Source organism: Allobacillus sp. SKP2-8 (assembly GCF_007559355.1).
Lineage (GTDB): Bacteria > Bacillota > Bacilli > Bacillales > Alkalibacillaceae > Allobacillus > Allobacillus halotolerans.
This window is the reverse complement of record NZ_VMHF01000001.1, coordinates 177,138-201,835: the sequence shown is the minus strand read 5'-3', so window position 1 is coordinate 201,835 and position 24,698 is coordinate 177,138. Positions and strand designations below refer to the sequence as shown.

Sequence of the window (24,698 nt, the reverse complement as noted above, 5' to 3'; positions counted from 1 at the left end):
AAGTATTCATTCCCTTCTAGGGCTCCCTCTATATGTATAAAAAAATGACCGATAAATGCTACATAAGCCATGTTCTGTTCCTTTGTACTGCAAACGGTGGTCAGCCTCGTACTCCGGTGTAACCATCTATCTGCAGACTTGTCTAGCAAGCCTGCCTCTATGCTAGGTTGAATTCCCTGCAATAGAGCGCCCCTACCTTATTTTGGGTTTCTCACTCGAGGGGTTTACCGCGTTCCACCTTGATTGTTTCCAATCAAGCTCGTCTCTGTGGCACTTTAAAGGGTCATGGACCATATCCATTAAGGACGTAGGTCGAAACCCTGCCGTCAGCGATTCTTCGCTGCCTTGACTTATTGTTTCGTCAAGCACGAACACTACAAGCATCTCAGCTTGTGTGAGCATGGACTTTCCTCTCGCAAACATGTGCGAGCGGTTACTTGAGCATTTATCATATTTGGTTTAGTTCATCTATTATAACATAGGAAGAAGGGCCAGTATAAGTAATTTGCTGGATTTTAATCATAATCGTTTTAGTATTTTTTTCCAAATACAGCTTTTTCAAGGTTCGACAAACGTTGTAACACATCCGCATTCACTTGAGAACGTGGCGTTGAACCAGTCGATGTGTTTGTTGAGCTCGCTTGTGTTAATCTGCTTACTTCTTCTTTCAGACGCGTGATTTCTTTTTGAAACTGTTCATAATCCTGAATGACAACATCTAAAAACTCGTCCACTTCATCTTGGTTATAACCTCGCATCGTTGTTTTGAACTCTTTATCCAGTATTTCCTGTGACGTTAAATTAATTCCTTTCACTTCCATTCACCTCCACGATCTATAACTCATTCATCTCTCTAGCAATATCCTCTAATGTAAAAGATGAAATAACATCCATTTCATACATATGACTTTCTTGGTACGTTCTTGCCAATTCTTCGAAATATTTCGGTGAGCCTCCATGTTCTTCTTCATAAACGAGTATACAAGCGTCTGTTTTTTCAATAAACCATTTATCCTTGGTGACATACTGCCGCGGATGTTCGTAAGGTTTGTTCATTAAAGGTTGATAAAAATCAGCTTGTTGAATCATTTGGTAATATTTATCCTGAACGGGCTCTTTCCATACTTTTTCTTGTTCCATAAATGGTGGAACGATGGCTGTATAGATGGTGTATGCTTCTTTTAGTTCTTGAATGAGATCAAATGCCCATGTTTCCACACCTGGTTGCCCAGAAAGCAATACCCATTCTACGCCGTTCTCCAGATAGCGCAAGAGAGATCGTTTAATGGCTTCTTTAATAACAAGGATTTTCTCATCTTTGTCATCTCGGATATTCAATTCATATGGTTTATAACCTGTAATGGTAATTGCATTCATCGTCATAATATCAGTATATCAAAAAAAGAGCTAGATTTCTCTAGCTCTTCTGACATAATTCCATCTAATTTTTTTCTTGACCTGAACGCAGGTCTGCTGTAGTGAATGAATAAGGTAACAAATTGCCGATAGTCGTTTCTTCAATTTCGCCCGTTCGATTCCCCATATAGATCGGTGTATCAGCTGAAAAGAATTCGGCCATCACTTGCCTACAAGAGCCACACGGTGCAACTGGCCGGTCCGTATTAGCAATGACCGCAAGTTGGTCAAAGTCTTTTTCCCCTTCTGAAACAGCTTTGAAAATAGCGACACGTTCTGCACAACAGCTAACTGGATAAGCGGCATTTTCAATATTACATCCTTGGTAAACTTTCCCGCTTTTCGTTACCAAAGCAGCTCCTACTGGGAATTCAGAATAAGGAACATACGCTTTGTCCAGCATTTCTTTTGCCAGGTTCATTAATCGATCTCGATCCATTTTCCTTCCCCCTACCCTATCTCAGTTTACTATTGATCTTCATAATTACTGTGCGTCAAATTGGTCTAAAACCAAATCGAAGTTATATAAAACCGAGTGATATAGCTCCATAAACCTCTTTCTTCTGACGTCGTGAAAATAACTATGTAAGATCATGATTTCGAGGTTATCTTTCGTGTTTGTTATTTGATTGGGAAAAATCGGGAGTTTATGAACGATAGCCTGGGCCTCTGTCTCCCATTTTTCTATTTGATCGAAAAGCGGATAACTTTCTTTTTTAACAATAGCAAAATCGTCATAATCTTTTCGATTAAACTTTCTGCCTTCTGTATATTTGTAAAATAAGTCCTCGAGTAAGTTTTCTTTTAAATCTTTAGTAAACGCGATAAATTCTTCCATGATCTCACCTACCAGTGATGATAATGTATCATGAAATAACCTATTGCGCCAATCATTCATTTATTTTTTTACATGCGCTTTTGAAAAGAAACGATCTTCTAAAATGGTCAATTCTTTCTCCAAACGTCCTAGTGATTTCAACAGTAATTCCTTTCGAACGTGATCTTCTCTTATAATCGGCTTCTTCATCAGTATCGTCCTCCTTTGTTTTCGCTTAGCTATACGTTTACACAACTTATAAAGAATCTCCTTCAAGCCTGACAAAACTAGAAGGATACCGACAAAGAATCTGTTGAATCACCTCTTCTCGGCAAATGGATTTTTCACCTTTTCGATTGTATTCGTCAAATTTGCCAATCCGCCTCGTTTCGCATAAAATTGCTCCCCGATCGGTTTGATTTCTTTTATTTTAATATCCTTGAACCAACGTTTTTTGACTCTCTTTCGATCAAACCAATCTGTTCGTCTTTCAAACAAATAATGTTTTGTGTCTGAAAATGTTTGATCAAGTGTAGGTGTTTCAATTCGTTTCTCAAATAAAAACTGTTCATATTCCATTCGGCTTCCGGTCACTTCCACTTGATCCGAGAACGCCTTAAATAATGGGTAGTGATCTTGCTCAAACAAAATAGAGGCAATTTTTTTTCCAAATTGAATGCGCTTTGTTACTTGTTTGAAACGTGGAACAAAGTCGCCGTATAGTTCGCCGTTTAACGTGGGTAATAACACAGCATTCAAGTTAAAGATTGACTGGAGATGATAAGGAATCCGGCGGAATACCTTTTTTCGATAAGGTTCGTTTTCAATGATTGGATGCTGGATTAAGTTTTGTTCATTGATGATTTGGGCATACATTAGTTGATTAAGGTCTTTATTCTTAAAAAATTCATACCACATCTCTTCCATGAATGAAGAAACATGGAAGTATTTCAGTAGAAAAAACATCGGCCTATTTTGTTCTACAGATAAATGGTAGATGAGTAATTGAGGATACGCATCTTGGAATATATACCAATTGGTACTTTCATACGTCAAATAGAGAGATTTCAGTTCTTGTTTTGATAATAAATTTTGGTATGTCTCAGTCGATAAATCTGTCATATTCCATCCTGCATTCCGAGAAACAAAACTTGCTAAAAATGCCCACTGTATATCTGGGTAACGTTCATAGAACTCTAAATATGCTTTCGTTCTAGATACATTATCGATATTATGTTTTTCTGTTTGGTCCTTAATATAGTGAATCCATAGCTGTATCATGTACCTCTTCCTTTGCGCGCTGTTTTTATACAGTATGTACAAATGAGTCGATTCAAAAACGTTCATTCTGCTTCATTTTATTGATTCACAATAGGAACCTACTCTATTGTTTGGTAAAATAGATAGGAAACACACGTTTGTCAGTGTACGATTTAACGATATTGTAAAACGGCAATGACTACACTTCTGATACAATAATGTCAGGGTTCCATGAAAGGAAGGTATCCATGAATTATCCGAATGGAAAAAAAGCCACACCAAAAGCGACGATCAATCAATCAAAAAACATACTGAATACATACGGTAATCGCGGAATGACCCTCGAAAATGAAATTGTGGAAACGAATAAGTTTTATTTAGATACAAATATTGCTGTCATTCATAAAAAACCGACACCTGTTCAAGTCGTACAAGTCGATTATCCGAAACGTAGTGCAGCGGTCATTAAGGAAGCTTATTATCGAAGACCCTCGACTACAGACTTCAATGGCTTGTATAAAGGCAGATATATTGACTTTGAAGCAAAAGAAACGAATAATAAGACATCTTTGCCATTTTCCAATATTCATGACCACCAGGTAGAACATATGCGAAATGTCGATCAACATGGAGGTATTTGCTTTTTCATTATTCGATTCAAACCTTTAAATGAAACTTATTTGTTACCGATACGTCCATTTATACGAGCATGGGATACGGAGTTTGATGGAAAACGAAAATCCCTACCCTACACTTTTATTAAAGAAAAAGGCTTTGAAATTCCTTTTAGATTACAAGCAAAAGTTGATTACATCAAAGTCATCGAGAAGGTATACATTAACGGAGGAGATTAATTATGAGTCAAGAAACAAAAAGTCGAAAGGCTAAGAAACAACAAAATAAAAAGAAGAAAAAGTTTAGTTGGAAAAAATTATTTATCAGCTTATTGATTGTCGGTTTATTAGGTACAGTGATTGCTGTAGCTGTTGCGATATCATTTATTAGCGATGCACCAAGCTTAGATGCTGAACAGCTTGAAGATCCACTTTCTACAATAATCTTAGATAGAAACGGTGATTTTGTAGGCGAACTAGGTTCAGAAAAAAGACGTAAGATTACTTATGAAGAACTGTCTCCATTAATGGAAGACGCCGTATTGGCTACGGAGGATGTACGATTTTGGGATCACAACGGCATTGATTTCAGGCGTACAGCAGCTGCAGTCGTTGCGAACATTACAGACGGCTTTGGATCACAAGGCGGAAGTACAATTACTCAACAAGTCGTCAAAAATGCATTTTTAACGAAAGATAAGAAAATTAAGCGTAAGGTCCAAGAACAATACTTGGCCATTCAATTAGAACAAGAATACTCAAAGCAACAAATCTTGATGATGTACTTAAATAAAATTTATTATGGTAACGGGCTTTACGGTGTTGCCAAAGCTTCAGAGGTTTACTTTGGAAAGAAAGACTTGGAAGAATTGACGATTGCCGAAGCGGCATTACTGGCAGGGATTCCACAGCGACCTTCCGCTTATGATCCGATCAAGAACCCGGATTTAGCTGAAGAGCGTCGGAATACGGTATTGGACTTAATGGTTCACCACGATAAAATTACCGAAGAGCAGGCTGAAGAAGCTAAACAAGTAGCTGTAGCCGATATGATTCAAGATGGTTATGAAACAGAAATACCTTATGATTCATTCATCGAACAAGTCATTCGTGAAACGGAAGATGAATTAGGCGACGATGTTGACATCTTCTCTTCTGGATTAACGATTCATACGACACTTGATCGATCTGCCCAAGAACATGTTGAATATCTGTTAAGTGACGATTCACCTGTAAGCTTCCCGGATGACGAAATGGAAGCAGGGATTGCCGCAATTGATACAAAGACAGGTGAAATTTTAGCAATTGGTGGCGGTCGGAACAAAAAAGACGGTATTGGTGCTGGTTTTAACTATGCATTAAGTTCAAACCGTCCACCAGGTTCAGCCATTAAACCTGTATTGGATTTTGGACCTGCCATTGAACATTTAAAATGGTCTACGTATCATCAAATGAATGATGAGCCAATATCTTTTCCTGGTAAAGATGAACCAATTCGAAACGCAGGGAGAGGTTATCATGGCTGGATGACAATGCGCGAGGCATTGTACCAATCCTATAACACGACAGCCTACAAAGCGTTTGATGAAGTTGGTGCTGAGAAAGCATATGAGTTTGCTGAAGGCTTAGGTATGAAAATGCCAGAACACCTCGTTCCTGCTGATTCAATCGGTGGTGGCAAATTGGAAACGAATCCACTTGAAATGGCCGGAGCTTTTACAGCCTTTGGAAATGAGGGAATTTACAATGAACCTCACTCAGTCAAAAAAGTCGTTATGAGCGATGGAGAAGAAATTGAAATCAACCCAGAGTCTCGTGTAGCTATGTCTGATTACACCGCTTATATGATTACGGATGTATTGAAAGATGTACCTAGAATTGGTACTGGTTCAAGATATACCAATGTGAGCGTTCCTGTTGCTGCGAAAACAGGTACGACTAATGACGACAAGGATTCGTGGTTGGTCGGTTATTCAACCAATTTCACGATATCCGTTTGGAGTGGTTACGCTGAGGAACAAAAATCAATTCCGGATAAATCAATATCTCAACGATTATTCAGTCAACTGATGAACCATATGTCTGAAGGTATAGAAACAGCTGATTTCGCACGACCAAGCTCTGTCATAGAAGTTGCGGTCGAAAAAGGTTCTCGTCCAGCAAAATTAGCTAGTGATTATACACCATCTAGTCAGATCGTTACAGAGTTATTTGTAAAAGGTCATGAACCTACTGAAACATCTGATACCTATGTTGAAATGGATCCTGTTTCCAACTTTGATGCAATCTATGAGGAAGAAGATCAGCTCATTAACTTGTTCTGGGAGCATCCATTACTTGGTGATTCTGATCGAGATATCGATGTTGAATTTGAACTAAGTGTCTCTGTAGATGGTAGTGACATGCAATCTGTCACAACGACACCTGAGACAGAATTCACATTCGATGAAATTGAACCAGGATCTACTTATGCGTTTGAACTCGTTGCGATTGATGCCAATAATAGTGAAAACCAAAGTGATCCTGTCACTGCCTCAGTAGAAATTCCTGAAGAAGAGGAAGAAGAACCAGAGCAAGACGAGGAAGAATCGGAAGAAGAAAATGAAGAAGAAAATCAAGAAAACAATGGTAATAACGAAAATGGTAACGACGGTAATAGTGGAAATGGTAACGATGACAGTAATAACGATGAAAACACTAATGGTGGCAACACTAATTCTGGCGACGACAATGATAGTCAAGAAGGTGACCAAGAACAAGATCAAACCGAAGAACAAAATGGAAATGATAACACGGAGACTGAGCCTGATAGTGAAGAAACTGATAACACAACGAATGACTCTTCAGGAAACCAGTCTTCTGAAAATCAAGAAGACGCTGCATAAATAAAAACAAAAAGACATTGAGATTCAGTTCTCAATGTCTTTTTTGTGATGTTTTATTTTCGTGCTACTCCCTGAGTGTATGTCTTCACGGTTAATATGCTTATCTTCAACATTAATTGGCTACGCTTCAACATTTATTTTTATTTGTTCAACGTTAATTAGCTGGGCTTCAACATTAACTTTCAATTCTTCAACACTAATCAATCATTCTTCAGCATTAATCTAAAGATCTTCAACATATGAAAGCCAGCTTCTCAATAGAAGCTGGCGATTGTTTTGTTCAGTTACGTTTTCGAAATGACTTCCTTTTTCTTCATCCGCTTTTGGCCTTCCCTGCAGAGTTCCAGTAAAGGACATTCTGGACAGTTTGGTGACTTTGCTCTACAATGATAACGACCGAAGAAAATCATTCGGTGATGCGTATCGCTCCATTCTTCCTTTGGGATTTTTCGCATTAATGTTTTTTCTACTTCAAGTACTGAATCCTTCCAACGACAGATTCCCAGTCGCTTTGAAACACGCTCAACATGTGTATCAACAGCTATTGCTGGCATACCAAAAGCGACAGACATCACAACATTGGCTGTTTTTCTTCCTACACCAGCCAAACCAATTAATTGATCATAATCATTCGGTACTTTCCCATCATAGTTTGCAATCAAATCTTCGGAAAGTTTGCGAATGTTTTTTGCTTTACTTCTAAAGAGTCCGATCCGTCGGATATCATTTTCCAATTCTTCTAATGGAACATTTAAATAGTCTTCTGGTGATTGATATTTCTTAAAAAGATCGGGAGTTACTTTGTTAATGAGCGCATCTGTTGCTTGGGCTGATAAAACGACGGCAATCAATAGTTCAAATTCGTTTGAATGAGTCAATTCACACTCAGCATCTGGAAACATATCTTCGAAAGTATCTAGAACAACTCTTATTTGTTTCTTCGTCAGCAAGGTTTCCCCCCCTACTCTTCCAACCAATTATAATAAACCGATGTATCCCGTTTCTCTTTTGGTTTTTCTTGTATCGGCTCTTTCGTTTGGTTCATATCCGCTGAACTCCGTATACCTCTCTTCTTCCACTCTGCCAAAATCCGATCAATATAGCGGAAATTCATTTTCCCCATTAAAACAGCTTCACGAAGAGCTGCTTTAATTAAAGCTGGTTTAAATTGATCTTGATCAAGCCAGTGGCTTACGGTTTCAATCTCTATAGGTGACAACGCACGACCGAATTCCTGCTCAAATAATCCGAAAAGCTTTCCTTCTTCCTTCTTCTCTTCTTCTTTTGTCGAGGTAGAGCCTTCGTATAATTTATTAATTAACGGTTCAAGAGAATACCATTCATGCACCATGCGCTGTTCATCCTCTATTTGTTCAATTCGTAAATAACCGTTATTTTTAAGTTTCTTTAAAATATTTGCTACTTCATGTGGAGATAGTTGCATATTTTCAGAGATAAATTCAAATGAAGGCAATAAATCTCCTTGTTGCTGTAAAGTGATCAGTTGCAAAATAACAATGACATCTTGTTCAACGAGGTCAAGTTTTCGATAAGAACGAATTAACTCCGTTGGAACACTGATCTGATGCATCATCATTTTTTGATAAGAAAATGGTATATCCAAAACGATCCCTCTTTCTAGGCCGTTCATATTCCTGAAGTGTATAACCGCTGTTTGTATAGAAATTCTAAAACTTTCATGATAATCGTTGAGAAGGTAAGTCACTTAATCTCTTAAAAAGATGACTCAATATAAATTGAGCCATCTGTCTTCTTAAGGATACAATCGATTTAATAAGCGTGGGAATGGAATCGTTTCACGGATATGTTCTGTTCCGGAAATCCATGCAACTGTACGTTCCAACCCGAGTCCGAACCCGGAATGTGGTACACTTCCGTATTCGCGTAACTGTAAATACCACTCATATGCAGGACCTTCTAGCCCATGTTCTTCGTAGCGTTTTTTCATTAATTCATAGTCGTATATTCTTTCGGAACCACCGATAATTTCACCATAGCCTTCAGGAGCGATCAAATCAGCGCAAAGAGCGACTTTCTCGTTGTTTGGATCGGGTTGCATATAAAATGCTTTAATTTCCGTCGGGAAGTGCGTGATGAATACGGGTTGATCATGTGCTTTCGCAATCGCCGTCTCATGTGGCGCACCAAAATCATCGCCCCAATCAATATCTTCAAAACCTTCTTTTTTCAAAAATTCAATAGCATCATCATACGTAATCCGTGGGAATGGTGCTTTGATTTTCTCTAATTGTTCTTTATCTCGTTCCAATACATCCAATTCCATATCACAGTTTTTCAAAACAGATTGAACTAGATGCTGTACGTAATTTTCTTGAATGACTAAACTATCGTCATGATCCATGAAAGCCATTTCTGGTTCGATCATCCAGAATTCAATTAAATGGCGTCGTGTTTTTGATTTTTCTGCACGGAAAGTCGGACCGAATGAAAAAACTTTACCTAGCGCCATCGCAGCAGCTTCTAAATAAAGCTGGCCACTTTGAGATAAATAGGCATCTTCATCAAAGTATTTCGTGTGGAATAATTCCGTTGTTCCTTCCGCTGAAGCTCCGGTTAAAATTGGTGGATCGATTTTAACAAAACCTTCATCATTGAAAAATTCGTAAGTTGCACGAATAATCTCATTTCTCACTTTCATAATGGCATGTTGTTTTTTTGAACGTAACCATAGATGGCGATGATCCATTAAAAATTCTGGGCCGTGTTCTTTTGGTGTGATTGGGTAATCATGAGCTTCTTGAATGATCTCAAAGCCTGTTACTTGTAATTCATAGCCTAAAGGGCTTCTTTTATCTTCTACAATTTCACCTGTTACATAGAGAGAAGTTTCTTGATTCAAATGCTTCGCTTGTTCGAATAATTCTTCTCCTACAACAGACTTTACAATAACACCTTGGATAAAGCCTGTCCCATCACGCAATTGTAAAAATGCAATTTTTCCACTAGAACGTTTATTATGAAGCCAGACACCAATCGTTACCGATTCATTTACATGTTTGCCGACTTCTGCGATTGTTGTTTTCATTTATTACTTCCTCCTTAATTCGACGAATGCTTCTTCACAAAGCGAGCAATTCGTTTGGATGCTTCTTCTAAATTCTCAAGTGACGTCGCGTATGATAGACGTATGTTTTCTGGCGAACCAAAGCCAGAACCAGGAACGACGGCTACTTTTTCTTCCTCTAGTAATTGTTTCACCCATTCATCTGTTGAATCAAAAGGCGAATTTGCTACAACTTCAGATATGTTCGGGAACAAATAAAATGCTCCTTTAGGCTTTACACAAGAAATACCAGGAATATCTGTCATCCATTCATATAATTTGTTCAGTCGTTCTTCAAATGCTTTTTTCATTTCGTTCAATTTATGCTGATCCATGGAGTATGCACCAATGGCAGCAAACTGCGAAATGGTTGTCGGGTTGGATGTCGAATGAGATGACAAGTTACTCATCGCTTGAATAATTTGTTGATTTCCAGCGGCATATCCAATACGCCAACCTGTCATGGCATGTGATTTACTAACCCCATTAATGACAACCGTATTTTCTTTTAATTCGTCTGATAACTGTGCAATCGATACATGTTCGTCAGATCCATAAATCAACTTCTCATAGATTTCATCTGAAACAATAATTAGATCATGTTTAAGCGCAACTTCTCCAAGTGCCTTTAATTCTTCCTGTGTATAAAGAGTACCAGTAGGGTTTGAAGGCGAATTTAAAATAACAGCCTTCGTGTAATCCGTTATCGAATTTTCCAGCTGCTCTGGTGTTATTTTAAAGTCATTTTCTTCTGAAGCTTTTACATAGACGGGCTGCCCCTCTGCTAATTTTACTTGTTCTGGATAACTTACCCAGTAAGGAACAGGAATAACGACCTCGTCGCCACGGTTCAACAACACTTGAAACAGATTATACAAGGCATGCTTGGCACCAGTCGTTACGATAATTTCTTCTTCCGTATACTGTAACCCTTGATCTTCTTGCAATTTTTTAATGATCGCTTGTTTTAATGCAGGAATACCACCAGCAGGTGTGTAAGTTGTCTTTCCTTCATCCATCGCTTTTTTGGCTACATTCAAAATGTCTTCCGGTGTGTTGAAATCAGGTTCTCCAGCACCAAGACCAATCACATCATGGCCTTCTTCTTTTAATGCCTTCGCTTTAGATGTAATAGCTAAAGTCGTTGATGGGGTCAATGCTTGAACGCGATCGGCTAATTCCATATGTAACACCACTCCTTCATTTCGATTTCATTATTCTTTTTGAAACGAGATTGAATCGTAAATTTCTCCGTCACTAAAATGGAAGTTCTGAAAGTAATATTGCTCACTCGTTGTGTAGATCACTTCCCAAATAAAACGATCTTGGATAATTCCTGGTGAGATGGACACGAGTTCACAGTTCGTGCATTGAGACGACCATTGGTTCAGCATCTCTTCTTTTGTCAACCCGTTCTCTTGCTCAAGTGTTTTCATTTCTTCAACTTTTTCTGTCTTTGGTACAAATACATAGTAAGCCTTATCTTCATTATTTTTACCTAAATAGACAAAATAAGATGATTCACCATTGAATTCAAACGATTCATCTACGGACTCAATTGGACCGTGCTCAAGAGCAATTTCCGCTACACGTTCCATGTGATCCTTATGATCTTTCTTTGTGTTATAAGATGTAACCATGAGAATACTGAAAAGAGCAACCAAGAACAAAACGATCAGTGTAATAATCCCGATGACAATATATTTTTTCTTTATTTGCATTTCTGTGGAACCTACCTTGCGTTTTCTTTAGACTATTTAAGCACACTGTTCATTATAACAGTAATCAACAATTTTTTTCATTGTTTTCACCCAAATTCATTGGTTATCGTCTGACAAGGAAGATTCGATAAGGATTATTTCCTAGTTCTATATGAACAGATAGTTGATTGGTTAAAAAGAACGCTTCAATCCACTCCTTTGAAAACACGTCATTCAGTAACCTCATTTGTTTTTTCTTCGCTTTTTCCTGAATGACTGCAACGCGTGGATCCAGTTTATCCAAGAATCCTATATCTAAATCTGATTCATAAATATATGAAGGAACATAAACGACGGTCGTTCGGTCGCTGTACTGCTTGACCGACGAAGTTTCATACCAATAGGCAGAAAAGTTATCACGCTTTAATTCCAGGTTTCCTGTTATTCCATGTTTGGATGGATAATACTTCACTTGGTATTCATCGTTAAAATGGACGGATTTTTCTTTCGATAAATCGATGACTTGGACATCTTTTTGATTCACTGTACAAGTTTTTGATCGTTCGGGAATTATTAATTGGTCCACAGAATATTTTTTTGTGAGAAATGTTAAGTTTCCACAGTTGTGCTCATCGATTTTCGTAATAACAATTCCACGAATTGTATAATCATCCCATTGATCTAATTGGTTTAAAATTTGTTGTCGATCAAGTTCATGCCCTGTGTTGAATAAATAGATATCCTTTTCATTCACTTTCAGGAAAGCAATATTCCCTTCATTCAGTGGGTAGTAAATTAATTCGTCGTTATAATCTGTTTGAAAAAGCGGAAAAGAAGTTATGCCGATTAGTAGAGCAAGAATGATTTTCAATGGCTTCACCTATCCATAAAGAATTCTGACATTCTTCTTATCATTTGTCATTGTCTTTATCATATGAGAGCCATTTTTTTGCATGGTCAATCATTTGCGGTGTTTCTTCATATAGTACAGCAGTTTCACCAAGTGATTGAATGAATTGCTTCCCATAATGCTTACTCATGATCCGCTTGTCCAAAATGATCAATAATCCGCGATCTCCAGAATGTCTTATTAATCGTCCAAATGCCTGACGAAATCGTGTAATTGCTAGTGGTAAAGCTAGCTGTTCAAAAGGATTTTCTTTTTGCTGTTTAAGCAAATTCCACTTTGCTTGGAATACTGGGTGATTCGGCGACTCAAATGGAAGCCGGGCCATGCAAATAATCTTATCGGTATCATTTAGAAGATCTACGCCTTCCCAAAATGAATTCGTTCCCAATAATATGCCATCATCCGTTTCTTCAAAAAGTTTTTTCAATTTATCTCTACTGCTGGATTGAATCCCTTGAGCCAATATCGTCATTGTACGAGATGTTGGTTGCAACCGTTCGTACGTATCTTTTAATAACTGATGAGACGTGAATAACACGAGCATTTTTTTATTCGTTTGTGCATGAAAGCGATCGACAAACGAAGCGACGTGTTGTGCGTAGGTTTTCGCGCTTACATCCGTTATATTCGGGAAATCTGCAGGAATCAAAACTTCTGAACGATTCGCATAGGAACTTGGTAATGGATATATGGAAGTAGGCGTTTCTTCTGGTAAACCAATCTGTGTTAAAAAATGTTGAAACGAATTTTTTAATTGTAAAGTAGAACTCATGAAAACGACACTATTCGTGTATTGCTCATACCAATTATTTAACTGCTCACTCAAGTCAAGTTGCTCAATATTTAATGAGGCTGCATTTTTGGCCCCTTGTTGATCAATTTCAATCCAACGTACCATCTTCTTTCCTTGATGGAAAAACGTTGTTAAAAAGTCTATAATTTCTTCTAACTGTCGATTCGCTTTCATTTGAATGGAACGTTCAAGATCCGTTTTTAAATATTTTTTCAGCATTGAATTCCGTAACTGGTCGCAACTTAACAAGAATTGATTTAATTGTTCACGAATTTCACCGCTGAAAATCATCTCTAAAGCTTCTTCATCAACAGAAAGTTGGATTTTTCCGGTGTCTGATACTGGGTCCTTTGGCGAGTGAAGAAAATCAACCGCCTGATAAATAAGCCTAAAAAAAGAGTCTGCATTTACTTTGGCAGTTTCAATCACCTCGCCCATACCGATTCGAGCAAGTGACTGAAACAACTGTAATGTGGAAATATAGTCAATTTGATTTGATAGTTGGTTTCTTGTGACATTTTCAAACTGATGAGCTTCATCTACTATAATCTGTCTACTTGGTGGAATTGCTTTTCTTCCTTTTTTAAAGTCAGCTGTCAAAAATGCATGGTTTACAATAACAATCGATGCATTTTTCGCTCTTTCTTTGGCGGAAAAAAAATAAGATGATTGGTCCGTAGGTTCATCATCATGATCACAAGAGATCAATTTCCAAATATCTTGGCCTCGAGATGGTAATTGCAGCTCTTCTACATCACCCGTTTCCGTTTCTGTTAACCAGACGAGAATAATCGCTAACGATAACGTAATATCAAAATTGGATGCATCCTTAATGGAGCGGTCGTAAAATGCCTTAAATCTTCGCACATGCAAATAATTATGAGGACTCTTCAGTAGTGCAAGACTCCCAGCTGGAAATAATTCCGGAAAGCGTTCGCTATAACGCTCAATTTGTTTTTGAAGCTGCAAGGTGTATGTACTGATGATCGTACGGACATCATACTTACGGCTATATGCATAGGCAGCTAATAAATAAGCTAACGTTTTCCCTAATCCTGAAGGTGCCTCGATCACCCGATGCTGTCTCATCTGAAAGCCTTGGTAAATCTCACCAGCAATTTCTTGCTGACCTTCACGCTTTTCAAACAAAGGACCTGACAAAGTTTCATTCAAAAAGTAATTAAAATCACTAAGTTCTATGTCGTTTTCCTTGCCAATACTATTACTCTGCTTGATCGCCAATCCATAACGAAAATCAAGCGCATAATTCGAGTCATTATGTTTTCTTTTTTCATTGATCAAATCATCGAAGAAAAACTCCGTGTCCGTTTGAAAATTACTAATTAACGGCTTCAGTTGTAGCAGTGTTTCTAGTGGGAGTCCATTCATTTTTTGAACGATTTCCAGAAAAATAAGAGCCGTTACATATGCATCAGATAGCGCACGATGTGGTTTGAAATGCTTGATGTTTAAATAATTTGTCAAATCTTGAAGTCGATAACCGGGTGCCGAAGGGAAAAAAACACGTGACAATTCCACTGTATCGATGACTGCACAAGCAATCGGAGAGTGTCCCGCTTTAACCAAACTTTGATTTAAAAACTCATAATCAAAATGAACCGGATGTGCAATGAAAAAGCAATCATCAAAGTAAGGTAAGATTTCAGGGATCACTTCCTTGAATGTCGGGGCGTCGACTAAATCGCTTTCGTTGATTCCTGTCAATTGTGATACGAACGGTGGAATCGACCCATTCGGTCTGACATGTGTTTCACACTCATCGATAATTTTGCCGTCTTCGATGACCACAATGCCAATTTCTATAATTTCGTCTCCGTTTTTTACCGAGTTTCCCGTCGTTTCTAAATCGACTGATACAAACCGAGTCATTTTTCTCCTCCTCTCTACCATTAATAGTAACTAACAAAACAAACTCCCACTTGAAATGGGAGTTATAGGATCATTAATGGCGGTTCCTCTTCAAGCTGCTGTTCAATTTGATTATTTTCATTCAAAATAGCGATGGATGGTTTGTGGTCGCTAAGTTCCTTCGCATCAACTTGGACATATGAAATAATAATAACATGATCCCCCGGTTGAAACTTCCGTGCTGCAGCTCCATTCAGACAAATGATCCCGCTGTTTGGTTCACCGGCGATCACATAGGTTTCAATCCGCTCACCATTATTATTATTGACAATCTGAACCTTTTCATGAGGCAAGATGCCTACCTCTTTCAACAATGTAGAATCAATTGTGATGCTTCCAACATAGTTTAAGTTTGCTTCTGTCACTGTCGCTCTATGAAGCTTTGCGTTCATCATGGTATGAATCATTATTTTTTGTCACTCCTGTAGATTTCTTCGCCCGATTGATCAAGAATGAGATTATCAATTAACCGGGCATTCTCATAATACACAGCTACCGCTAATATGACCGAATCATTTTCATTTATTAAAGGCTGTAAATCTGGGTAAGTCAAACAGTTCACGTAATCAACCTTACCACTGATCCGTTCTCGGAGTATATGTTCCATATAGTCGATCACTTGATCGCGCGACCAATATTCATTGGAACGAATGTATTGTTGGCCAGCACGCAAGGCTTGATAGATATTCGTTGCATCCTTTCGCTCTTCAGGAGATAAACGAACATTTCGACTGCTTAAGGCCAATCCATCTGGCTCACGTATAGTCGGAACAGGAACAAGTGTAATATCGAAGTTTAATTCCTCAATTAATGCTTCAACGACTGCTACTTGTTGTGCATCTTTTAATCCGAAATAAGTCTTTGTTGGTTGAATGATCAAAAATAATTTTGAAAGGACTTTCAGAACTCCTTCGAAATGACCTGGTCTACTTGCTCCACAAAGAACGTCCTGTCTACTGAGAAGACTCATTTGGACAACGCTTTGTTTAGGGTACATTTCTTCGACGCTCGGATGAAAAACAATATCAACACCTTCTGCTTCCAAAAGTGCAGTGTCTCGAGCTAAATCTCTTGGATAAGTAGCTAAATCACTCGATTGATTGAATTGTAATGGATTCACGAAAATACTGACGACGACTAAGTCATTTTCTTTCCTTGCATTTTTCACCAATTGCAGATGGCCTTCGTGCAAAAAGCCCATTGTAGCCACGAAGCCGATCGACTGCCCATTCTGTCGAGCGGCTTGCGATTTGTCTCTCATTTCTTTGATCGTTTCAATGTGTATCATTTTTCTCCACCATACAACCCATCAAGCACATCATCGTCAATGGCATATGTATGCTCATCAGACGGAAAAGCAGTCGTTTTTACTTCGTTTATGTAGCTTCTAATAGCCTGATCGATACTTTCATTTAAATTGGTTTGTGGTTTCACGAATTTCGCTAGACGGTCGACACCGTATTGCAAGAGATCATGATAGACAAGCACTTGCCCATCTGTTCCATTCCCTGCTCCAATACCAATTGTCGGCACTTTGGAGTTCTTAGTTACATTCGTGGCAAGTTTCGCAAGAACACATTCAAGAACAATAGAAATAACACCTGCTTCATTTAAAGCGACAGCATCTTCAATTAATTGTCTCGCTTCTTCTGTTGTTTTACCTTGAACACGATAGCCACCCAACACTTGGAATGTTTGAGGTGTCAGTCCGATATGCCCGACCACTGGAATGCCTGCTTGTGTCAGTTTACGAATAATTGGCACAAGTTCTTTTCCGCCTTCTAATTTCACTGCATCTGCACCAGCTTCCTGAACAATACGAGCAGCATTTCTCATCGCATCTGCTTCGGAAATATGAAAAGACATAAAAGGCAAATCAACTACGGTAAATGTATTGGGTGCCCCGCGCTTCACGGCTTTTCCGTGATGAATCATGTCATCTACTGTCACGGGAATCGTTGAGTCGTAGCCAAGGACAACCATCCCCAACGAATCTCCTACTAAGATCATGTCAACACCTGCTGTTTCTGCTGTTTTGGCAGATGGATAATCATAGGCCGTTAACATGGTAATTTTTTCATTTTCCCGTTTCATTTTTTCGAAACTCCGTCTTGTTTTCAAAATCAATGCCTCCTTCACCAATATATTTCTGCCGAATACAATGCTGTTTGTTTTCCATATTCATCTTCGATAAGAAGAGCGCCATCGTGTTGAATTCCAACAAATTTCGCTTGGAAAGAATCTTTTGTCTTTATTGTCAACCATTCATTTAATCGGTAAGCGTGCTGCTCCCACTCTCTCTTGATCGGTTGAAATCCTTCTTTTATAAATGTATCATACTTTTCTTCCAACCGCTGTGCAACCTCATGAAAAACATGTGCTAAATCGTTTGCCTTACCCGTTTCAATCTTTAAGGATGTCACTTTATCTCTAAGTTCTTCAGGAAAATGTTCTCGCTCTTGATTAATATTCATTCCGATTCCAAGCAATATATATTCAATTTGATCTTGTTCAGCTTGCATTTCGGTCAAAATTCCCGTTAATTTAAAACCTCTCGAAAAAACATCGTTCGGCCACTTAATTTTAACGTCAAGACCTAAATGACGAAAGGTTTCAACCAACGCAACTGCAGCAACCAGTGTTAATTGGTTGGCATCTTTGGGTTCAAGAGATGTAGGCCTTAAAATAACAGTAAACCAAAGTCCGTGCTTGTCCTCAGAATGCCATTGTCTTTTAAGCCTGCCACGACCTTTCGTTTGATGATCAGCGATAATGACGGTCCCGTGTGGTGCATCCTCTCTCGCTAAGTCGTGACCTGAAAATTGAGTTGAATCGATAGATTTATGGTGAATCAAGTTTTTTCCAAGCCAATTTGTAGAAAGACCCCATTGTAAGGAAGAGGCTGATAATTCACTCGGAACCCCTGTAATACGGTACCCTTTGTTTCTTACTGCTTCAATTTGATAGCCAACTTTCTTCAACTCATTCATATGCTTCCAGATCGCTGACCTGGAAATGCCGAGTTGCTTAGATAAACTTTCACCTGATACATACGTATCTGAATGATTTGAAAGCAACTCGATTAGTTTTGTCCGGTTTGATTCCATGCTTTCACTTGTCCTTCCAATGTATCTTTTTGATTCTGTAACTCCCCACAAAGTACTAAATGTTCTAATTCACGGAGATAATCACTGATCCATTTTCCTTGTTTCCGTTCAGGGAATAGACGAATCAAGTCAGTACCATTAATCGCCAAGTCGCTCTTTTGCTGAATGGGCAATTGATCGTACATTGAATAAAGTTCTTCTAACACATACGATTTCCCTGCAACGAAGCGAACAAAATCGTTCCATGGTTGGATGTGCTCATACGTCAATTGATACAGGAGGCCTTTTGTTAAACCCTGTTCTTGATGTTTGTCAAAAGCTTCATAAATAATAGTCGCTTTTCGTTTGACTGCGTTAGACAGTTTATAGGCTTTTACCCATGTTGAAATTGATATCGACGGGTCCATATAGTGAAAGTAAGCGACCAAAACAGTTGCATCGGCAATTGGTTCTGAAAGTTGTTCATGTACCAGTGAAAAAACATTCTCATTCATTCCAAATATCGGCAATTGTTGGTAAAGAGATGTTTCGTTTAAATAATCCAGCGCTTTGCCAACACCCATTCCGCCGAACATTTTGGTCAATTCCACTGTAATTCGTTCTACAGAAATCGCCTCTAAAAGTGTACGGTTTTCCTTGATAGCGGTAATGACCTCATCATCGATGCTGAAATTCAATTGACTGGAGAATCGAATGGCCCGTAACATCCGAAGTGCGTCCTCGCTGAAACGGTCTTGTGCATATCTAACGGTCTGGATTCGTTTTAGTTTTAAGTCCTGCAGGCCATTAAATGGATCGATAATCTTACCATCAAGACCCATAGCCATAGCATTAATAGTGAAATCTCTTCGACTTAAGTCTTCTTCGATATTCTCTACAAAAAACACTTGTTCTGGATGGCGGTGATCTTTATACTCCCCTTCTGTCCGATAAGTCGTTACTTCATAGGATTCATCACCCAATAAAACCAATATCGTTCCATGATCGATGCCAACAGGTACGGTTCGATCAAATAAACGTTGAACGGTGTATGGATCGGCATTCGTGGCCAGATCAATATCCCCAATCGGTCGTTTCAATTGATAATCACGCACGGACCCACCCACAAAGAAACACTCATATCCATTATTATTGAATGTATGTATAATTGGTGCCGCTTGATTGAATGGTTTACCAACCATAGGATCTACCGCCTTCTATACTTCATAATAAATATTCTCATAGCGCTTAATAATTTGTTCAGCATCAAATAACTCTTTTACACGAGCCTTGGAAAGAAGGGATTGCCGTTTCCACTCGGACTCTTCGGATAATAGATGAATGGCTCTCTTGCTCATGGTTTCAACATCGCCAACTTCACAAATATACCCTGTTTCTCCATCATCGATCACTTCAGGGATTCCACCGGTGTTCGACCCAATAGATGGTACTCCAGAGATCATAGCTTCCAAAAGCACCAGTCCAAAACTCTCCTTCTCAGAAACCAATAGATTTAAATCACTCATTGCGAATAAATCATGTATATTGTCCTGTCTCCCCATAAAAATAACTTTATCTTGTAAACCTAGATTTTGAACAAGTTGATATGCATCTCCATATTCTGGTCCATCGCCCACTAAAAGAAGTTTTGTTTTAATCGATTGCTGGACTCGGTGAAAAACATGAATGACATCTTGAACTCTCTTCACTTTACGAAAGTTAGAGATATGAATCATTACTTTTTCGTCTGATTGAATATTCAGTCTTCTTTTTAATTTATCAGTATCACTCGGTTCCTCCAGCTTGTCTGTATCGATAAAATTATGAACAACTTGAATTTCTTTTTGTATATTCAATAATTTCTTTGTTTGATCTCTTAAACTATAAGAAACAGCGGTGACTGCATCTGACTCTTCGATACCAAAACGAATTAAATTAGTCAAACTCGGATCAATTCCCAGCACGGTAATATCTGTACCGTGAAGAGTCGTAATGACACGAACATCTTTTTTAGCCATTTGTTTCGCCAACAACGCACAAATTGCATGAGGCATAGCATAGTGGGCATGAATAATATCTAATTGTTCACGATCGATGACCTCAGCGATTTTACTGGCCAGTGATAAATCATAAGGTGGATGCTTAAATACCGGATAATTTGCAACATCCACTTCATGAAAAAAGATATTTGGGTCTAGACGTTTTAAGCGAAACGGCATTGTCTGTGAAATGAAATGAATTTCATAATCATGATCCGATAAGTGCATACCTAGTTCAGTTGCTACCACGCCAGATCCCCCGACTGTTGGATAGCAAACGATACCTATTTTTTTATTCATCATATAGGGATGTTGACTCCTTGACGTTTCTCCAATCAAGCCATCCGCTTTGAATGCCTCGTATCATAATTTCAGCAGATGCTTCGTTGGTTGCGAGAGGGATTCGATATACATCGCATAATCTTAATAATGCAGTCACATCTGGTTCATGTGGCTGAGCTGTCAATGGATCTCTAAAGAAAACAACCAAATCTAAATCATTGGCTGCGATTTTAGCACCGATTTGCTGGTCGCCACCTAATGGACCTGATTGAAACCGATGAACATCCAACCCAATCTCTTCTTGAATCATTTTTCCTGTTGTACCTGTAGCAAACAATTCATAATCACTAAAGATATCTTTGTAAGCTGTAACGAAATTGAGTAAATTTCTTTTTCTTTTGTCATGTGCGATTAATGCGATTTTCATTATTTCACAACCTATTCCATTAAGTTTTCAAGTCCATAAACGAAATCTTCACGGTTCACAACTTCATTGACCGCAAATTCAACACCACTCATAAACGAAGCTCTATCTGCTGAATTATGATTAATGGTTAAAGTTTGTCCACTCATTCCAAACACAACCTCTTGCTGTGCAATATACCCTGGGAGTCGCATGCTATGAATTTTCATCCCATCCACATCAGCTCCTCGTGCTCCTTCAATCGTTTCTTTTTCATCTGGGTGGCCTTGTTTATGCTTTTCCCTTACTTCTTGAATGAGCTTAGCTGTTTTGACTGCTGTTCCAGATGGCGCATCCAGCTTATTGTCATGATGTTTTTCAATAATTTCCACATCAGGAAAATATTTAGCAGCCTCTTTCGCAAACCGCATCATTAAAATAGCACCAATCGCAAAATTCGGTGCAATGACAATGCCTGTTGCATTCGACGTACTTAAGTCTTTAAGTTCTTGCAACTGATCTTCCGAAAATCCAGAAGTACCAACCACTGGACGTACGTGATGAATCAGTGCTTGCTTCGCATGGTGATACCCGGCCTCAGGGTTCGTCAATTCGATTAATACATCAGCATTCACCTGATCGAATGCTTCCGTCGCATCTGTGAAAATAGGTGCATCGAATGCCGGCAGACCTTCTAGATCACGTAGTTTCTTTCCATTATTCTTCCGGTCGATACAACCGACTAAATGAAAATGGTCCGTTCGTTCAATTAATGCTAAAGCTTCTTGCCCCATTTTACCGCGGGGACCGGCAACGATCATATTAATGGTCTTATTCATGTTGATTCTCCTTCTTAGTCCAACGATTTTGGTCTCTTTGTTCTATTTTTGACATACTTCGATCAAATGCTTCATCAAGCTGAATGCCAAGTGAATTAGCTAGTGTTACCAACACAAAATAAACATCACCTAGCTCATCTTCAATCGATTTCTCTTTTTCTGTTGATTTTTTTGGCTTTTCTCCGTAGTAATGATTAATTTCTCGAGCTAGCTCACCCATTTCTTCAGTAAACCTAGCCATCATAGAAAGTGGAGAAAAATAACCCTCTTCAAATTGACTGATAAACCGATCAACACGTTCTTGAGATTCTTTCAATGTTACTGATTGTTTCTCCATGATATACGTCTCCTTCATGAAAACATCTAATCATATGGTAGCTAAACAGACGAATTTTGACAAATCATTAAACTTTGTTTGATGAATCTGATTTATTTGTCTATAATATTCTGGAGATATGTTTGGAGTGGTTAAATGAAAATACCGATTAAAATGAAGAATACACTGTTTATTATCATTGGTTCTGCAATCTTTTCATTCGGAGTCGTCAATTTCAACATGGCGAACAATTTAACAGAAGGTGGATTTACCGGTATCACCCTTCTATTATACTTTCTATTTTCTTGGGATCCCGCAATTATGAACCTTGTTCTGAATATCCCGGTATTTATTGTAGGGTGGCGTTTATTAGGAGTGTCGACGTTTATTTATACGGTAATCGGAACAGTTATGGTTTCTGTATTTCTATGGGTATTTCAAATCTTTCCGTACGGTTTTTCGTTACAAAACGATATGACATTGGCAGCATTGTTTGCCGGTTCCTTTATTGGTGTAGGATTGGGAATTATTTTCCGCTATGGAGGTACAACTGGCGGAGTCGACATCATTGCCCGGCTAGTCAATAAATATGTTGGCTGGGGAATGGGACGAACGATGTTTTTGTTTGATGCTGTCGTTATTGTTGCATCCGTGATTCTTTATCTAAATGAAATTGAAGGAATGTATACGTTAGTTGCCGTATTTATCGCCGCTCGAGTGATTGATTTCATGGTAGATGGTGCTTACGCTGCAAGAGGTGCATTGATTGTATCAGAGCACCAAGATGCAATTGCCAGTAAGATATTGAAGGATATGGATCGTGGAGTGACGCTCTTACATGGAAGTGGAAGTTACACAGGCGAAGATAAGAGAGTTATTTACTGTGTAGTCGGACGAAATGAGATTATTCGATTGAAAAATTTAATTAACGAAATTGACCCACATGCCTTCGTTTCCATGATGACTGTTCATGACGTTCTAGGAGAAGGATTCACTCTGGATGAAAATAAAAATCCGATTGATTCATAATTTCATTGCCTGAATGAAGTTGCAAACGCCTCTTTATTCAGGCATTTTAATGTTATAAATTAGGTTTACAAATCATCCACGAATGATGAAACATGCTTCTTCACTTTTTTCTTTTCGTCGGCTGATAATGTTTTGCTAAACTGCTCAAAGTTTTCTTGCGGAATGAATATCGTTAATGGTGTTGTGGTTGTCTTCTTTTGTTCGTTTCCATCCTCGAACTGTGTCACTGTTGATTTTTCGAAATAGGAATGAATAATCTCTGTATGCAAATAACGCCCCTCTGCGTCATAATAATCCTTAATCGCTTTGATTGTTGTATTGATATGATTCTCACTCCTCTCAGTCGTTGTTATGGAATTTATTTTCTCATAACCCTTCCTTTCAAACATCCCTTCTTCGTTTGCTTCAAGACTTTCTGATACAAACACTTCGATATGTTCGGTTACTTCTGTTTCACTGCAAGCTGTTAACATTATATTGAGTGATAAAATTAAGAGTATGTATTTTGAATATGATTTCATCAGCATCATCCCTCTAATAAAAAATGGCATACCAGTATGTAACGCCTAGTATGCCATGTATGAATATTAATTTTTTTCCTGCTTCAGGTTATTAGTTATCACTGTTTAAATACAACAGAACAAAACGGAGAAGCTCCATAACTGCTACTGCTGCTGCAGCAACATATGTTAAAGCTGCGGCATTCAATACTTTCTTCGTTTCACGATGTTCACTACTTGTCACAACGCCTGTTGAGACCAGTTGATTCATCGCTCGGTTAGAAGCATCAAATTCAACAGGTAATGTGACCAACTGGAACAGTACGGCAAAAGCCATTAGGACGATTCCAGCTAGATAAAGTTCTCCGAGGCCAAGGAATATACCACCTAAAATCAAAAAGTACGACATATTGGAACCTAAACTCGCCATTGGAACCAAAGCCGTTCTAAAACGCAAGAATGCATAATCTTGCGCATGCTGGATAGCATGTCCTACCTCGTGAGCTGCAATGGCTGCAGCTGCTTGTGAAGGTCGGTGATAGTTATCCGACGATAATCGGACAACTTTTTGCCGTGGATCATAATGGTCGGATAGCACGCCCTTCGTTTCCTCAACGCGCACATCGTATAAACCATTATCCTGTAATATTTTTAAAGCGACATCTCTTCCAGTCATGCCAGAGGAGTTACGTACTTTTGAATATTTTTGATACGTTTTCTTTACTCTGTTACTCGCCCATAAGGGTAGTAGGAGCAATATTCCGAAATAAACTAACATTGAACCGATTGTCATAG

General features: G+C 38.5%; 27 protein-coding genes and 1 other RNA gene. 3 read left to right on the top strand and 25 right to left on the bottom strand.

The annotated features are described in order from the left end of the window. Nucleotides 1–58: 58 nt before the first annotated feature. From rnpB to FPQ10_RS01040, 7 genes are all read right to left on the bottom strand, one after another. Nucleotides 59–445, bottom strand: an RNA gene (gene rnpB, locus FPQ10_RS01065) — RNase P RNA component class B. An 85-nt stretch (nt 446–530) separates the two neighbouring features. Next, nucleotides 531–821, bottom strand: a complete 291-nt coding sequence (gene gpsB, locus FPQ10_RS01060; protein ID WP_144158934.1) for a cell division regulator GpsB — start codon at nt 819–821, stop codon at nt 531–533. A 13-nt stretch (nt 822–834) separates the two neighbouring features. Next, the gene (locus FPQ10_RS01055) at nt 835–1,383 is read right to left on the bottom strand and encodes an SLOG family protein (RefSeq protein ID WP_144158931.1); all 549 of its coding nucleotides are present in this window, start codon (nt 1,381–1,383) and stop codon (nt 835–837) included. A gap of 58 nt (nt 1,384–1,441) precedes the next feature. Further along, nucleotides 1,442–1,855, bottom strand: coding sequence for a cytidine deaminase (gene cdd / locus FPQ10_RS01050; protein ID WP_144158928.1), 414 nt, complete (start codon nt 1,853–1,855; stop codon nt 1,442–1,444). A gap of 45 nt (nt 1,856–1,900) precedes the next feature. Further along, nucleotides 1,901–2,254 carry a DUF1798 family protein gene (locus FPQ10_RS01045; RefSeq protein ID WP_186278487.1) on the bottom strand — a complete coding sequence of 118 codons (354 nt, stop codon included), beginning with the start codon at nt 2,252–2,254 and terminating at the stop codon, nt 1,901–1,903. 60 nt (nt 2,255–2,314) lie between these two features. After that, nucleotides 2,315–2,443: a hypothetical protein gene (locus FPQ10_RS13265; RefSeq protein WP_255439603.1), complete on the bottom strand. Its 129-nt coding sequence runs from the start codon at nt 2,441–2,443 to the stop codon at nt 2,315–2,317. Between the two features lie 108 nt (nt 2,444–2,551). Next, complete coding sequence (locus FPQ10_RS01040) at nt 2,552–3,514, bottom strand: DUF2515 family protein (RefSeq protein ID WP_186278486.1); 963 nt, start codon at nt 3,512–3,514, stop codon at nt 2,552–2,554. Nucleotides 3,515–3,741: 227 nt separating this feature from the next. Here FPQ10_RS01040 and recU point away from each other — a divergent pair, with 227 nt between their 5' ends. Both recU and FPQ10_RS01030 read left to right on the top strand, forming a co-directional pair. Continuing rightward, the gene (gene recU / locus FPQ10_RS01035) at nt 3,742–4,347 is read left to right on the top strand and encodes a Holliday junction resolvase RecU (RefSeq protein WP_144158919.1); all 606 of its coding nucleotides are present in this window, start codon (nt 3,742–3,744) and stop codon (nt 4,345–4,347) included. A gap of 2 nt (nt 4,348–4,349) precedes the next feature. Continuing rightward, nucleotides 4,350–6,992: a transglycosylase domain-containing protein gene (locus tag FPQ10_RS01030; RefSeq protein WP_144158916.1), complete on the top strand. Its 2,643-nt coding sequence runs from the start codon at nt 4,350–4,352 to the stop codon at nt 6,990–6,992. A gap of 284 nt (nt 6,993–7,276) precedes the next feature. Here FPQ10_RS01030 and nth read toward each other — a convergent pair whose 3' ends face one another. The 16 genes from nth to FPQ10_RS00950 all read right to left on the bottom strand — a co-directional run bounded on the left by nth (nt 7,277) and on the right by FPQ10_RS00950 (nt 22,395). Continuing rightward, a complete protein-coding gene (gene nth, locus FPQ10_RS01025) occupies nt 7,277–7,942 on the bottom strand; it encodes an endonuclease III (RefSeq protein WP_144158912.1) in 666 nt (221 codons plus the stop codon). Nucleotides 7,943–7,953: 11 nt separating this feature from the next. Next, nucleotides 7,954–8,616 (bottom strand): DnaD domain protein, encoded by a 663-nt coding sequence (locus FPQ10_RS01020; protein ID WP_246569027.1) that lies wholly within the window; start codon nt 8,614–8,616, stop codon nt 7,954–7,956. Nucleotides 8,617–8,766: 150 nt separating this feature from the next. Continuing rightward, complete coding sequence (asnS, locus tag FPQ10_RS01015; RefSeq protein ID WP_144158906.1) at nt 8,767–10,059, bottom strand: asparagine--tRNA ligase; 1,293 nt, start codon at nt 10,057–10,059, stop codon at nt 8,767–8,769. 14 nt (nt 10,060–10,073) lie between these two features. Then, nucleotides 10,074–11,261 (bottom strand): pyridoxal phosphate-dependent aminotransferase, encoded by a 1,188-nt coding sequence (locus FPQ10_RS01010; protein ID WP_144158903.1) that lies wholly within the window; start codon nt 11,259–11,261, stop codon nt 10,074–10,076. Between the two features lie 30 nt (nt 11,262–11,291). Beyond that, a complete protein-coding gene (locus tag FPQ10_RS01005; RefSeq protein ID WP_144158900.1) occupies nt 11,292–11,798 on the bottom strand; it encodes a cell wall elongation regulator TseB-like domain-containing protein in 507 nt (168 codons plus the stop codon). 103 nt (nt 11,799–11,901) lie between these two features. After that, nucleotides 11,902–12,648, bottom strand: coding sequence for a hypothetical protein (locus tag FPQ10_RS01000; RefSeq protein ID WP_144158897.1), 747 nt, complete (start codon nt 12,646–12,648; stop codon nt 11,902–11,904). 40 nt (nt 12,649–12,688) lie between these two features. Then, on the bottom strand, nt 12,689–15,370 hold the full coding sequence (locus tag FPQ10_RS00995; RefSeq protein WP_186278485.1) for a helicase C-terminal domain-containing protein: 2,682 nt from the start codon (nt 15,368–15,370) through the stop codon (nt 12,689–12,691). 62 nt (nt 15,371–15,432) lie between these two features. After that, a complete protein-coding gene (gene panD / locus FPQ10_RS00990) occupies nt 15,433–15,816 on the bottom strand; it encodes an aspartate 1-decarboxylase (protein ID WP_144158891.1) in 384 nt (127 codons plus the stop codon). After that, the gene (panC, locus tag FPQ10_RS00985) at nt 15,816–16,697 is read right to left on the bottom strand and encodes a pantoate--beta-alanine ligase (protein WP_144158888.1); all 882 of its coding nucleotides are present in this window, start codon (nt 16,695–16,697) and stop codon (nt 15,816–15,818) included. Before panC ends, panD begins: the two co-directional genes overlap by 1 nt. After that, nucleotides 16,694–17,530 (bottom strand): 3-methyl-2-oxobutanoate hydroxymethyltransferase, encoded by an 837-nt coding sequence (panB, locus tag FPQ10_RS00980; RefSeq protein ID WP_144158885.1) that lies wholly within the window; start codon nt 17,528–17,530, stop codon nt 16,694–16,696. The genes panC and panB overlap by 4 nt, the downstream gene beginning before the upstream one ends. Before the next feature lie 14 nt (nt 17,531–17,544). Further along, nucleotides 17,545–18,516, bottom strand: coding sequence for a biotin--[acetyl-CoA-carboxylase] ligase (locus FPQ10_RS00975; RefSeq protein WP_144158882.1), 972 nt, complete (start codon nt 18,514–18,516; stop codon nt 17,545–17,547). Next, the gene (locus tag FPQ10_RS00970; RefSeq protein ID WP_144158879.1) at nt 18,492–19,697 is read right to left on the bottom strand and encodes a CCA tRNA nucleotidyltransferase; all 1,206 of its coding nucleotides are present in this window, start codon (nt 19,695–19,697) and stop codon (nt 18,492–18,494) included. The genes FPQ10_RS00975 and FPQ10_RS00970 overlap by 25 nt, the downstream gene beginning before the upstream one ends. 15 nt (nt 19,698–19,712) lie before the next feature. Further along, nucleotides 19,713–20,834 (bottom strand): N-acetyl-alpha-D-glucosaminyl L-malate synthase BshA, encoded by a 1,122-nt coding sequence (gene bshA / locus FPQ10_RS00965; RefSeq protein ID WP_144160126.1) that lies wholly within the window; start codon nt 20,832–20,834, stop codon nt 19,713–19,715. Continuing rightward, the gene (mgsA, locus tag FPQ10_RS00960; RefSeq protein ID WP_144158877.1) at nt 20,827–21,243 is read right to left on the bottom strand and encodes a methylglyoxal synthase; all 417 of its coding nucleotides are present in this window, start codon (nt 21,241–21,243) and stop codon (nt 20,827–20,829) included. The genes bshA and mgsA overlap by 8 nt, the downstream gene beginning before the upstream one ends. An 11-nt stretch (nt 21,244–21,254) precedes the next feature. Then, nucleotides 21,255–22,058 carry a 4-hydroxy-tetrahydrodipicolinate reductase gene (dapB, locus tag FPQ10_RS00955; protein WP_144158874.1) on the bottom strand — a complete coding sequence of 268 codons (804 nt, stop codon included), beginning with the start codon at nt 22,056–22,058 and terminating at the stop codon, nt 21,255–21,257. Beyond that, nucleotides 22,051–22,395, bottom strand: a complete 345-nt coding sequence (locus tag FPQ10_RS00950) for a nucleotide pyrophosphohydrolase (RefSeq protein ID WP_144158871.1) — start codon at nt 22,393–22,395, stop codon at nt 22,051–22,053. Before FPQ10_RS00950 ends, dapB begins: the two co-directional genes overlap by 8 nt. 135 nt (nt 22,396–22,530) lie before the next feature. On the opposite strand from FPQ10_RS00950, the gene FPQ10_RS00945 reads away from it, so the two are divergent. Beyond that, nucleotides 22,531–23,403, top strand: coding sequence for a YitT family protein (locus FPQ10_RS00945; protein WP_144158868.1), 873 nt, complete (start codon nt 22,531–22,533; stop codon nt 23,401–23,403). Nucleotides 23,404–23,468: 65 nt separating this feature from the next. On the opposite strand, the gene FPQ10_RS00940 is transcribed toward FPQ10_RS00945, so the two are convergent. Both FPQ10_RS00940 and FPQ10_RS00935 read right to left on the bottom strand, forming a co-directional pair. After that, nucleotides 23,469–23,924 carry a hypothetical protein gene (locus FPQ10_RS00940; RefSeq protein WP_144158865.1) on the bottom strand — a complete coding sequence of 152 codons (456 nt, stop codon included), beginning with the start codon at nt 23,922–23,924 and terminating at the stop codon, nt 23,469–23,471. Nucleotides 23,925–24,015: 91 nt separating this feature from the next. Next, nucleotides 24,016–24,696 (bottom strand): zinc metallopeptidase, encoded by a 681-nt coding sequence (locus FPQ10_RS00935; RefSeq protein WP_144158862.1) that lies wholly within the window; start codon nt 24,694–24,696, stop codon nt 24,016–24,018. Nucleotides 24,697–24,698 lie beyond the last annotated feature (2 nt).

Bases quoted from the DNA above. Each gene is read 5' to 3' on its own strand.
- gpsB (WP_144158934.1), bottom strand. From the start codon at position 821: ATGGAAGTGAAAGGAATTAATTTAACGTCACAGGAAATACTGGATAAA.
- FPQ10_RS01055 (WP_144158931.1), bottom strand. From the start codon at position 1,383: ATGACGATGAATGCAATTACCATTACAGGTTATAAACCATATGAATTG.
- cdd (WP_144158928.1), bottom strand. From the start codon at position 1,855: ATGGATCGAGATCGATTAATGAACCTGGCAAAAGAAATGCTGGACAAA.
- FPQ10_RS01045 (WP_186278487.1), bottom strand. From the start codon at position 2,254: ATGGAAGAATTTATCGCGTTTACTAAAGATTTAAAAGAAAACTTACTC.
- FPQ10_RS13265 (WP_255439603.1), bottom strand. From the start codon at position 2,443: ATGAAGAAGCCGATTATAAGAGAAGATCACGTTCGAAAGGAATTACTG.
- FPQ10_RS01040 (WP_186278486.1), bottom strand. From the start codon at position 3,514: ATGATACAGCTATGGATTCACTATATTAAGGACCAAACAGAAAAACAT.
- recU (WP_144158919.1), top strand. From the start codon at position 3,742: ATGAATTATCCGAATGGAAAAAAAGCCACACCAAAAGCGACGATCAAT.
- FPQ10_RS01030 (WP_144158916.1), top strand. From the start codon at position 4,350: ATGAGTCAAGAAACAAAAAGTCGAAAGGCTAAGAAACAACAAAATAAA.
- asnS (WP_144158906.1), bottom strand. From the start codon at position 10,059: ATGAAAACAACAATCGCAGAAGTCGGCAAACATGTAAATGAATCGGTA.
- FPQ10_RS01010 (WP_144158903.1), bottom strand. From the start codon at position 11,261: ATGGAATTAGCCGATCGCGTTCAAGCATTGACCCCATCAACGACTTTA.
- FPQ10_RS01005 (WP_144158900.1), bottom strand. From the start codon at position 11,798: ATGCAAATAAAGAAAAAATATATTGTCATCGGGATTATTACACTGATC.
- FPQ10_RS00995 (WP_186278485.1), bottom strand. From the start codon at position 15,370: ATGACTCGGTTTGTATCAGTCGATTTAGAAACGACGGGAAACTCGGTA.
- panD (WP_144158891.1), bottom strand. From the start codon at position 15,816: ATGATTCATACCATGATGAACGCAAAGCTTCATAGAGCGACAGTGACA.
- panC (WP_144158888.1), bottom strand. From the start codon at position 16,697: ATGATACACATTGAAACGATCAAAGAAATGAGAGACAAATCGCAAGCC.
- FPQ10_RS00975 (WP_144158882.1), bottom strand. From the start codon at position 18,516: ATGGAATCAAACCGGACAAAACTAATCGAGTTGCTTTCAAATCATTCA.
- FPQ10_RS00970 (WP_144158879.1), bottom strand. From the start codon at position 19,697: ATGGTTGGTAAACCATTCAATCAAGCGGCACCAATTATACATACATTC.
- bshA (WP_144160126.1), bottom strand. From the start codon at position 20,834: ATGAATAAAAAAATAGGTATCGTTTGCTATCCAACAGTCGGGGGATCT.
- mgsA (WP_144158877.1), bottom strand. From the start codon at position 21,243: ATGAAAATCGCATTAATCGCACATGACAAAAGAAAAAGAAATTTACTC.
- dapB (WP_144158874.1), bottom strand. From the start codon at position 22,058: ATGAATAAGACCATTAATATGATCGTTGCCGGTCCCCGCGGTAAAATG.
- FPQ10_RS00950 (WP_144158871.1), bottom strand. From the start codon at position 22,395: ATGGAGAAACAATCAGTAACATTGAAAGAATCTCAAGAACGTGTTGAT.
- FPQ10_RS00945 (WP_144158868.1), top strand. From the start codon at position 22,531: ATGAAAATACCGATTAAAATGAAGAATACACTGTTTATTATCATTGGT.
- FPQ10_RS00940 (WP_144158865.1), bottom strand. From the start codon at position 23,924: ATGAAATCATATTCAAAATACATACTCTTAATTTTATCACTCAATATA.
- FPQ10_RS00935 (WP_144158862.1), bottom strand. From the start codon at position 24,696: ATGACAATCGGTTCAATGTTAGTTTATTTCGGAATATTGCTCCTACTA.